The organism is Vibrio sp. V43_P6S15P86 (assembly GCF_009904725.1).
GTDB classification, from domain to species: Bacteria; Pseudomonadota; Gammaproteobacteria; order Enterobacterales; family Vibrionaceae; genus Vibrio; species Vibrio diabolicus.
Genome location: NZ_WXWT01000395.1, coordinates 1 through 9,824 on the forward strand (window position 1 = coordinate 1; position 9,824 = coordinate 9,824).

Sequence of the window (9,824 nt, forward strand, 5' to 3'; positions counted from 1 at the left end):
TAAATAGGTAAGTCACTTACCTCGGGAATGTGAAGTGGGTTTAATGGATATGTCTCGACAAATGATTAGCGTTTTGTTCGCTGCCTTAACGTTTTCTACGGCAGCTTTAGCTTCTGACATCAGCCAAACTGAATACGATGCGATCGCAGAACGCATCCAACCTGTCGGTGATGTTTATCTAGCAGGTTCTGAGCCAGTAAAAGAAGAACCAACCGGTCCACGTGATGGCGCCACAGTTTATGGTACTTTTTGTATTGCTTGTCACGCATCTGGTGTAAACGGCGCACCTAAAACAGGTAATGCCGATGATTGGGCACCACGTATTGCACAAGGCAAAGATACGTTAGTGAAGCACGCATTAGAAGGCTTCAATGCGATGCCAGCCAAAGGAACCTGTATGGACTGTTCTGACGATGAAATCATCGCAGCAATTGACCACATGATTGAAGGTCTATAAGTAAAGACATCAACGAAAAAGGCTTGCCAGTTGGCAAGCCTTTTTGTTTTTAGTCAGTGAGAACAAGGTTACTTTACTTCTTAAACATTGCTCGAATATTAGCAATGTGTGCTTGACCTTTCGCCATACGCTCTTCTGCTGATACTGGCTTTTTATTCACTTCCCATTCAACGTCATCAAATGGCAGCTCATCCAAAAAGCGGCTTTGAGTCGGTTTGATCAACTCGCCGAACTGTCGACGCTCTTTGCACATAGTGAAAGTCAGTTCACGCTGCGCACGGGTAATGCCAACATACATCAGACGACGCTCTTCTTCGACGTTGTCTTCATCAATACTGGTTTGGTGCGGTAAAATACCTTCTTCGGACCCAATTAAGTATACATATGGGAACTCAAGACCTTTTGATGCGTGCAAGGTCATCAGTTGTACTGCATCACTGTCTTCATCTTCTTCACCGCGCTCCATCATGTCACGCAAGGTCAAACGTTGAACGACTTCTTTTAACGTTTTCTCTTCTTGATCGTAGTTGTCACCCTCTAGGTCCGCCACTATCCATGAATAAAGGTCAGAAACGTTCTTCATTCGCATTTCAGCGGCTTTCGGACTTGCTGAAGTTTCGTATAGCCAATCTTCATAATGGATATCACGAACTAGCGAACGAACCGCTTCGACGGTATCACCACGCTCAGCTTGATCAGCAATCGCCACTAGCCATTGGGTGAAACGACGCAGGTTTTCTAGGCCACGTCCCGTTAGGTGCTGTTCGAGCCCAATTTCAAAGCTCGACTCAAACAGGCTCTTCCCTCGCATATTGGCATAACTGCCTAACTTCTCTAACGTTACTGGGCCAATTTCACGTCGTGGAGTATTCACAATGCGCAAAAATGCATTGTCGTCATCCGGATTAACCAAAACGCGCAAATACGCCATGATGTCTTTAATCTCTGCGCGCGCAAAAAACGAGGTGCCGCCAGAAATTTTATACGGTACGCGGTTTTGCATCAGAGACTTTTCAATCAAACGTGATTGGTGGTTACCACGATATAGAATCGCATAATCTTTATATTCGGTACGGTTTAGGAACTTGTGCGCAATTAGTTCACCCGTTACGCGCTCTGCTTCATGCTCTTCATTTTTAGCCAACAACACTTTGAGTTTTTCACCGTCAGGAATTTCAGAGAACAAGGACTTCTCATAGACGTGAGGGTTGTTAGCTATCAAAATGTTGGCCGCACGCAGGATTCGACTCGTTGAACGGTAGTTTTGCTCCAACTTAATCAATCGCAAATTCGGGTAATCTTCACCCAGCAAGACTAGATTCTGAGGCTTCGCACCACGCCATGAATAAATGGACTGGTCATCATCTCCTACGACCGTCAATCGCCCACGTTCACCGACGATTAATTTCACCAACTCATATTGACTCGTGTTGGTATCTTGGTACTCATCAACCAGTAGATAACGGATGCGGTTCTGCCAACGTTGACGAACGTCTTCATGATTGCGTAAGAGTAAAACGGGCATCAAAATTAGGTCATCAAAATCGAGCGCGTTATAGGCTTTCATTTGCTTTTGGTACATATCAAAGCAGAACGCAAACAATTGCTGCTGCTCACCTTGCGCACGCGCTTTGGCTTGCTCTGGCGTCAACATGTCGTTTTTCCAATTGGAAATACAACTCAGAAGCTGACGTAGCAGATCTTTATCACCATCAAGCTGCTTTTCGGTAAGTTCCTTGAGTAGCGCCAGTTGGTCTTGGTCATCAAACAGTGAAAAGCCCGCTTTCAACCCTAAATGCTTGTATTCGCGTTTGATGATGTTTAATCCCAAGGTGTGGAACGTTGATACCATCAAACCTTTAGACTCGGCTTTCCCCAACGTTTGGCCGACACGTTCTTTCATCTCACGCGCCGCTTTGTTGGTAAACGTCACCGCTGCAATATTACGCGCTTTGTAGCCACATTGCTGAACCAGATAAGCGATTTTATTGGTAATAACACGAGTTTTGCCCGAGCCAGCACCAGCTAGCACTAGGCATGGACCAGACACGTATTTCACGGCTTCATCTTGACTAGGGTTCAGCTTCATAGAAATTCTCTGCGGGTGATAAATGTGGCGCCTATGATAAAGGGGTGGCCTCGTGAAAGCTACGCTGATTTCTTGTAATTTTCATACCAACAAGCGCAACATTCTGTTGCATAAAAGGCGGGTATTTGAGCTATAATGAATGAACGTTCATTCACTGGTGGTAGGATTATGAAGGATAACCCTGCTGTAGATAAGCGAGAACAAATCTTAGTCGCTGCAGAGCAACTCATTGCTGAATCGGGCTTTCAAGGGCTTTCCATGCAAAAGCTCGCCAATGAAGCAGGTGTCGCAGCAGGAACGATTTATCGTTATTTCTCAGATAAAGAACATCTTTTGGAGGAGTTACGCCTTAACGTAGCAAAGCGCGTCGCTACGGCTGTGCAACTGGGCGTGAGTGAAGAGATGCCTTTAAAACAGCGATATCGAACCATGTGGCTCAATATTTGGAATCTAGCGAGCTCGAATTTAAATGCGCTCAGCAATCGAGTTCAATATGAATCTCTACCCTGTTCAAATAGTAGCAAAGCTCGGGAACTTGAAAGACAAATGTTTGCCCAAGTAGATCTTCTTTTTAATCAGGGGAAAGAAGAGGGCGTATTCAAGCCTCTCGATAACGAAGTGCTTTCTGGATTGAGTTTTGAGGCAAGTGTTGCACTTGCTAGGAAACACGCTTTGGGATTTTATCAACTGGATAAGGCGGCATTAGAAGCTGCTATTGAAGCCAGTTGGGATGCAATTATTAAACACTAACTTGGAGTTCTTAATAGAATGAAAAAGTGGACTTTCTTTATGTTACTTATCGCCGTTCTATTGTTCGGCAGCGTGATAGGTTTCAACTTATTTAAGCAACAAAAGATTGCTGAATACATGGCAAACCGTCCTGAACCTGAGTTCCCAGTAACCGTGACGGAAGTACAAGCGGTTGATTGGGTACCAGTGATCGAGGCTATCGGTTTTATCGAACCAAACCAAGGTGTGACGGTCGCAAACGAAACCAGTGGTGTTATCGACAAAATCGCATTTGATTCCGGCACTCAAGTCAAAGCAGGTCAGCCATTAGTACTGCTTGACTCTGACGTTGAGAAAGCGAATTTAAAGAGCTCGCAAGCCAAGTTGCCAGCAGCAGAAGCGAAATACAAACGCTACCAAGGGCTATTTAAAAAAGGCTCTATTTCTAAAGAAGCGTATGACGAAGCAGAAGCGAACTACTTCTCCTTAAAAGCGGACATTGAAAGCTTGAAAGCGACCATCGACCGACGCGAGATCAAAGCACCATTTGATGGTGTAGTAGGTATTCGTAACGTGTACCTAGGTCAGTACCTACAAGCGGGTACCGATATTGTTCGCCTGGAAGACACCAGCGTGATGCGCTTGCGCTTCACCGTGCCACAAACCGATATTTCACGTATCAATATCGATCAAGAAGTGGATATCTTTGTTGACGCTTATCCAGACCAACCTTTCAAAGGGTCTATTTCTGCGATTGAACCAGCTGTAAACGTACAAAGTGGTTTGATTCAAGTTCAAGCGGATATCCCTAACAGTGACGGCAAACTACGTAGTGGTATGTTCGCGCGTGCAAACATCATTCTGCCTAAATTAGAAAATCAGGTCACTCTACCTCAAACCGCGATCACATTTACGCTGTATGGCGACAATGTTTACATCGTAACAGAAGAAGATGGCGAAAAACGCGTTAAGCAGCATGTGGTAAAAGTTGGCGAACGCTCTAAAGATATCGCACACATTCTAGAAGGCGTGAAGCCAGGTGATGTGGTAGTGACATCGGGTCAAGTCCGTTTGAGTAACCATGCGAAAGTAAGCATTGTCGAAAGCGATGCAACTACCCCACCTGCTGAAACACCAATGCTTTAAGTTGGAGGCATCATGCGCTTTACAGATGTTTTTATAAAACGTCCAGTTTTAGCGGTATCGATCAGCTTTTTGATTGCATTGCTTGGTTTGCAAGCGGTGTTCAAAATGCAGGTTCGTGAATACCCTGAAATGACGAATACGGTGGTCACCGTGACCACCAGTTACTACGGTGCAAGTGCCAACTTGATCCAAGGTTTTATTACTCAGCCATTGGAGCAAGCGGTAGCGCAAGCCGATAATATTGATTACATGACTTCGCAATCGGTACTGGGTAAATCGACCATTACTGTAAACATGAAGTTGAATACTGACCCAAATGCGGCATTGGCTGACATCTTAGCGAAAACTAACTCGGTACGTTCCCAGCTTCCAAAAGAAGCCGAAGACCCGACCGTAACGATGTCGACCGGTTCTACTACCGCGGTATTGTATATTGGTTTTACCAGTGACGAGTTGTCTTCCAGCCAGATCACCGACTACCTTGAGCGTGTAATCAACCCACAGCTATTCACTGTAAATGGTGTATCAAAAGTTGACCTTTACGGTGGTATGAAATACGCGCTGCGCGTATGGCTAGATCCAGCCAAAATGGGCGCATTAAAGTTGACTGCAACGGATGTGATGAGCGTTCTTAACGCCAACAACTACCAATCTGCGACGGGTCAAGCGACGGGTGAGTTCGTGCTTTATAACGGTAGCGCGGATACTCAGGTATCAAACGTTGCTGAACTTGAAGCGTTGGTCGTAAAAACGGGTGAAGGGGACGTTATTCGCTTAGGTGATATCGCGAAGGTAACACTTGAGAAGAGCCACGACGTTTACCGTGCAAGTGCAAACGGCCAAGAAGCCGTGGTTGCTGCAATCAACGCCGCGCCAAGTGCCAACCCAATCAACATCGCTGCTGATGTACTTGAATTATTACCTCAACTTGAGCGCAACTTACCAAGTAACATCAAAATGAACGTGATGTACGACTCTACCATTGCGATCAACGAGTCAATTCACGAAGTAGTGAAAACGATTCTTGAAGCGGCAATTATCGTACTTGTAGTGATCACACTGTTCCTAGGTTCGTTCCGTGCGGTCATCATTCCTATCGTCACTATTCCACTCTCTTTGATTGGTGTAGCGATGGTTATGCAGGCAATGGGCTTCTCTTGGAACTTGATGACACTACTGGCGATGGTACTTGCCATCGGTCTGGTGGTGGATGACGCGATCGTGGTACTAGAAAACGTGGATCGTCATATCAAAGAAGGCGAGTCACCATTCCGTGCAGCAATCATTGGTACGCGTGAAATTGCAGTGCCAGTTATTGCGATGACATTAACGCTAGGTGCGGTATACGCACCAATCGCGTTGATGGGCGGTATTACAGGCTCGTTGTTCAAAGAGTTCGCTTTAACGCTAGCAGGTTCGGTATTTGTGTCCGGTATCATCGCTTTAACGCTATCACCTATGATGTGTTCAAAGATGCTGAAGGCGAATGAAAAACCGAGCAAGTTTGAGCAAAAAGTTCATCATATCCTTGATGGCATGACTAATCGCTATGAGAAAATGCTTACAGCAGTCATGGCTCACCGTCCTGTTGTAATTGCATTTGCGATAATTGTATTTGCGAGCTTACCGATTCTATTTAAGTTTATTCCTAGTGAGCTGGCGCCGTCCGAAGATAAAGGTGTAGTTGTTCTGATGGGTACCGCACCATCAAACGCGAACTTGGACTACATCCAAAACACCATGGATGACGTGAATAAGATTCTCTCTGATCAGCCAGAAGTAGAATACGCTCAGGTATTTAACGGTGTGCCGAACTCAAACCAAGCGTTTGGTCTAGCAACATTGAAGCCATGGAGTGAACGAGAAGCAAGTCAATCTGAAATCACAAAACGTGTGGGAGGCCTAGTTTCAAGTGTCCCAGGTATGTCTGTCACTGCGTTCCAAATGCCAGAACTGCCTGGTGCGGGCTCAGGCCTACCTGTCCAGTTTGTAATTACGACACCAAATAGCTTCGAAAGCTTGTTTACTATCGCTAGCGATATCCTGACCGATGTTGCAAGTAGTCCAATGTTTGTCTATTCCGATCTAGACCTGAACTACGATTCAGCAACTATGAAGATTAAGATCGACAAAGACAAAGCCGGTGCCTACGGTGTGACCATGCAAGATATTGGTATCACTCTCAGCACCATGATGGCTGATGGTTACGTTAACCGTATCGACCTTAACGGCCGCTCATATGAAGTGATTCCTCAAGTTGAACGTAAATGGCGTCTAAACCCAGAGTCGATGAAGAACTACTATGTGCGTTCTGTTGATGGTAAAGCCGTCCCACTAAGCAGCTTGATTACGATTGATGTGATTGCAGAGCCTCGCTCTTTGCCACACTTCAACCAGCTAAACTCCGCGACGGTAGGTGCGGTGCCATCGCCTAACGTTGCTATGGGTGATGCAATTAACTGGTTTGAAGACATCGCACAAACCAAACTGCCTGCAGGCTATAACCACGATTACATGGGCGAATCTCGTCAGTTTGTAACGGAAGGTAGTGCCTTGTATGCAACCTTTGGTCTTGCACTTGCGATCATCTTCCTCGTTCTGGCGATTCAATTTGAATCACTCCGCGACCCTATTGTCATCATGGTATCTGTACCGCTAGCAATATGTGGTGCCTTGATCGCGTTGGCATGGGGTACGGCCTCAATGAACATCTACTCGCAGGTTGGTTTGATCACGCTGGTCGGCCTGATCACCAAGCACGGTATCTTGATCTGTGAAGTAGCCAAAGAAGAGCAGTTACATAATAAACTGTCTCGTATTGATGCGGTGATGGAGGCTGCGAAAGTGCGTCTTCGCCCTATCCTAATGACAACCGCAGCAATGATCGCAGGTCTGATCCCGCTGATGTACGCAACAGGTGCAGGCGCCGCACAACGTTTCAGTATCGGTATCGTCATCGTTGCTGGTCTAGCAATTGGTACATTGTTCACACTATTCGTACTACCTGTGATTTACAGCTACCTAGCAGAAAAACACAAACCACTGCCAGTATTTGTTGAAGACAAAGACTTGGAGAAATTGGCACGAGTTGATGAAGCGAAAGCAGCTCATCGTGAATTAGCGGATAACAGATAAGCTATTAAGGCATTCAAAAAGGTCACTTCGGTGGCCTTTTTTATTGCCGCTCTCTTTTTTGCCATCTAAATGGCGACTTTCACGTATCATTTACTTAAAATGAGGACAAATCAAAAGGAGTTTTAGCCACTATGTTTGACCCAAAGAAATTAGAGCAAATTGCTAAACAGATTCACGACTCAATGCCTCAACCTGTAAAAGAGTTGGGCTCTGATGTCGATCAGAAAGTTCGTCAAGTAATCCAAGGCCAGCTAAACAAGCTAGATGTTGTAAGTCGCGAAGAGTTTGATGTTCAAACTCAAGTTTTACTACGTACACGTCAAAAGCTAACAGAAATGGAACAGAAGTTGGCACAACTTGAAGAAAAGCTTGCTGAAAAATAAGTATCAAAGCGCTCCTCACAAAGGAGCGTTTTTCTTATCGGCGCGCAGATAAATCGGCTAAAAACAAAAAGGCTTGGTCAACGGCGACCAAGCCTTTTGATTAGATGTTGTGTTTTTGTATTTATCGACTCCAGTCTGGCCAGAGTTCATTTAATATTTTCTCCGCTTTGCAGCAAAGAAAATTAGCCACCAACCGCGATGCGCTTCATATCTGTCATATAACCACGTAGTTCTTCACCGATGTATTCTACAGGGTGGTTGCGGATTGTTTCATTCACAGCGATAAGAGTCGCGTTATCCACTTGGTTAGACGTTTCACCTAGACCTTTGCCAATAACGTCTGTACTGACAGAAGGCATGAACTTTTCACGCAGTAGCGGCGTTGCTACATTAGCAAATAGGTAGTTACCATATTCTGCCGTATCAGAGATAACTACGTTCATCTCATATAGACGCTTGCGTGCGATAGTGTTTGCGATAAGTGGCAGCTCGTGTAGAGACTCGTAGTAAGCAGACTCATCAATGATGCCAGATGCCGTCATTGCTTCGAATGCTAGCTCAACACCCGCACGAACCATAGCAACCATCAGGATACCGTTATCGAAGTACTCTTGCTCAGAGATTTCTACGTCAGTTTCTGGGTAGTTTTCGAAAGCAGTTTCACCCGTTTCTGCACGCCAGCCTAGTAGGTTCGCATCGTCGTTTGCCCAGTCAGCCATCATAGTGCTAGAGAAGTGACCTGTAATGATATCGTCCATGTGCTTGTTGTATAGCGGACGCATTAGCTCTTTTAGCTCTTCAGAAAGCTCAAATGCTTTCACTTTTGCAGGGTTAGTTAGGCGATCCATCATATGAGTGATACCACCAAACTTCAGAGCTTCCGTGATCGTTTCCCAACCGTATTGAAGAAGCTTACCTGCGTAGCCAGGATCGATACCATCAGCAATCATCTTCTCGTAACATACGATAGAACCAGCCTGTAGCATGCCACAAAGGATAGTTTGCTCACCCATTAGGTCAGATTTCACCTCAGCAACAAAAGAAGACTCTAGACAGCCTGCACGGTGACCACCTGTTGCTGCAGCCCAAGCTTTCGCGATATCCCAACCTTCACCTTTTGGGTCATTCTCTGGGTGAACAGCGATAAGAGTTGGAACACCGAAACCACGCTTGTACTCTTCACGAACTTCCGTGCCCGGGCACTTAGGTGCAACCATTACTACTGTTAGGTCTTTACGGATTTGCATGCCCTCTTCAACAACGTTGAAGCCGTGTGAGTAACCTAGCGCTGCGCCTTCTTTCATTAGCGGCATTATAGTCTCAACAACGTTTGTGTGCTGCTTATCTGGAGTAAGGTTTACTACTAGGTCAGCTTGTGGAATTAGCGTTTCGTAGCTACCTACTTCAAAACCGTTGTCTTTTGCATTTTTGAAAGATTGACGTTGCTCATCAATTGCTGCTTGGCGAAGCGCGTAAGCAACGTCTAGGCCAGAGTCACGCATATTCAGACCTTGGTTAAGACCTTGAGCACCACAACCTACGATGACCACTTTCTTGCCTTTTAAGTAATCCGCTTCTGAAGCAAATTCACTACGATCCATAAAGCGACAACGACCTAATTGGTCCAACTGCTCGCGCAAGTTTAAGGTATTGAAATAATTAGCCATCTGGGTGCTCCTTTGAGATTCTTCCATTGAGGTCGGTAATTGCCTTACCGAATAACTTCATACTAAAACAGACATTAAATTGCCTAAAGTGATATATTCACAATTAGTTATTGCAATTTGTGCAACATGGAAATGAAGATTTAATGAATATCAAAAGCCTGCAACTTTTTATTCATCTGTGTGAGAGTAAAAGTTTCGCTAAGACCGCAGCAGCGATG

7 protein-coding genes are annotated in these 9,824 nt (G+C 45.2%); 5 read left to right on the forward strand and 2 right to left on the reverse strand.

The features are described from left to right. Positions 1-43 precede the first annotated feature (43 nt). Positions 44-457, forward strand: coding sequence for a c-type cytochrome (locus tag CAG69_RS17885; RefSeq protein ID WP_005384252.1), 414 nt, complete (start codon positions 44-46; stop codon positions 455-457). Between the two features lie 73 nt (positions 458-530). Here CAG69_RS17885 and rep read toward each other — a convergent pair whose 3' ends face one another. Beyond that, complete coding sequence (gene rep / locus CAG69_RS17890) at positions 531-2,546, reverse strand: DNA helicase Rep (RefSeq protein WP_161445471.1); 2,016 nt, start codon at positions 2,544-2,546, stop codon at positions 531-533. Positions 2,547-2,714: 168 nt separating this feature from the next. On the opposite strand from rep, the gene CAG69_RS17895 reads away from it, so the two are divergent. The 4 genes from CAG69_RS17895 (at position 2,715) to ubiK (ending at position 7,939) form a co-directional block, all read left to right on the forward strand. Next, on the forward strand, positions 2,715-3,296 hold the full coding sequence (locus CAG69_RS17895; protein WP_005398171.1) for a TetR/AcrR family transcriptional regulator: 582 nt from the start codon (positions 2,715-2,717) through the stop codon (positions 3,294-3,296). An 18-nt stretch (positions 3,297-3,314) separates the two neighbouring features. Continuing rightward, positions 3,315-4,421, forward strand: a complete 1,107-nt coding sequence (gene vmeC, locus CAG69_RS17900) for a multidrug efflux RND transporter periplasmic adaptor subunit VmeC (RefSeq protein WP_005398173.1) — start codon at positions 3,315-3,317, stop codon at positions 4,419-4,421. 12 nt (positions 4,422-4,433) lie between these two features. After that, positions 4,434-7,556 carry a multidrug efflux RND transporter permease subunit VmeD gene (gene vmeD / locus CAG69_RS17905; protein ID WP_048624578.1) on the forward strand — a complete coding sequence of 1,041 codons (3,123 nt, stop codon included), beginning with the start codon at positions 4,434-4,436 and terminating at the stop codon, positions 7,554-7,556. A gap of 131 nt (positions 7,557-7,687) precedes the next feature. Continuing rightward, positions 7,688-7,939, forward strand: coding sequence for a ubiquinone biosynthesis accessory factor UbiK (gene ubiK / locus CAG69_RS17910; protein ID WP_005379099.1), 252 nt, complete (start codon positions 7,688-7,690; stop codon positions 7,937-7,939). 182 nt (positions 7,940-8,121) lie between these two features. On the opposite strand, the gene ilvC is transcribed toward ubiK, so the two are convergent. Further along, positions 8,122-9,606: a ketol-acid reductoisomerase gene (gene ilvC / locus CAG69_RS17915; RefSeq protein WP_046874191.1), complete on the reverse strand. Its 1,485-nt coding sequence runs from the start codon at positions 9,604-9,606 to the stop codon at positions 8,122-8,124. Between the last annotated feature and the right edge of the window lie 218 nt (positions 9,607-9,824).

Coding starts and splice junctions, on each gene's coding strand:
- CAG69_RS17885 (WP_005384252.1), top strand. CDS start 44: ATGGATATGTCTCGACAAATGATTAGCGTTTTGTTCGCTGCCTTAACG.
- rep (WP_161445471.1), bottom strand. CDS start 2,546: ATGAAGCTGAACCCTAGTCAAGATGAAGCCGTGAAATACGTGTCTGGT.
- CAG69_RS17895 (WP_005398171.1), top strand. CDS start 2,715: ATGAAGGATAACCCTGCTGTAGATAAGCGAGAACAAATCTTAGTCGCT.
- vmeC (WP_005398173.1), top strand. CDS start 3,315: ATGAAAAAGTGGACTTTCTTTATGTTACTTATCGCCGTTCTATTGTTC.
- vmeD (WP_048624578.1), top strand. CDS start 4,434: ATGCGCTTTACAGATGTTTTTATAAAACGTCCAGTTTTAGCGGTATCG.
- ubiK (WP_005379099.1), top strand. CDS start 7,688: ATGTTTGACCCAAAGAAATTAGAGCAAATTGCTAAACAGATTCACGAC.
- ilvC (WP_046874191.1), bottom strand. CDS start 9,606: ATGGCTAATTATTTCAATACCTTAAACTTGCGCGAGCAGTTGGACCAA.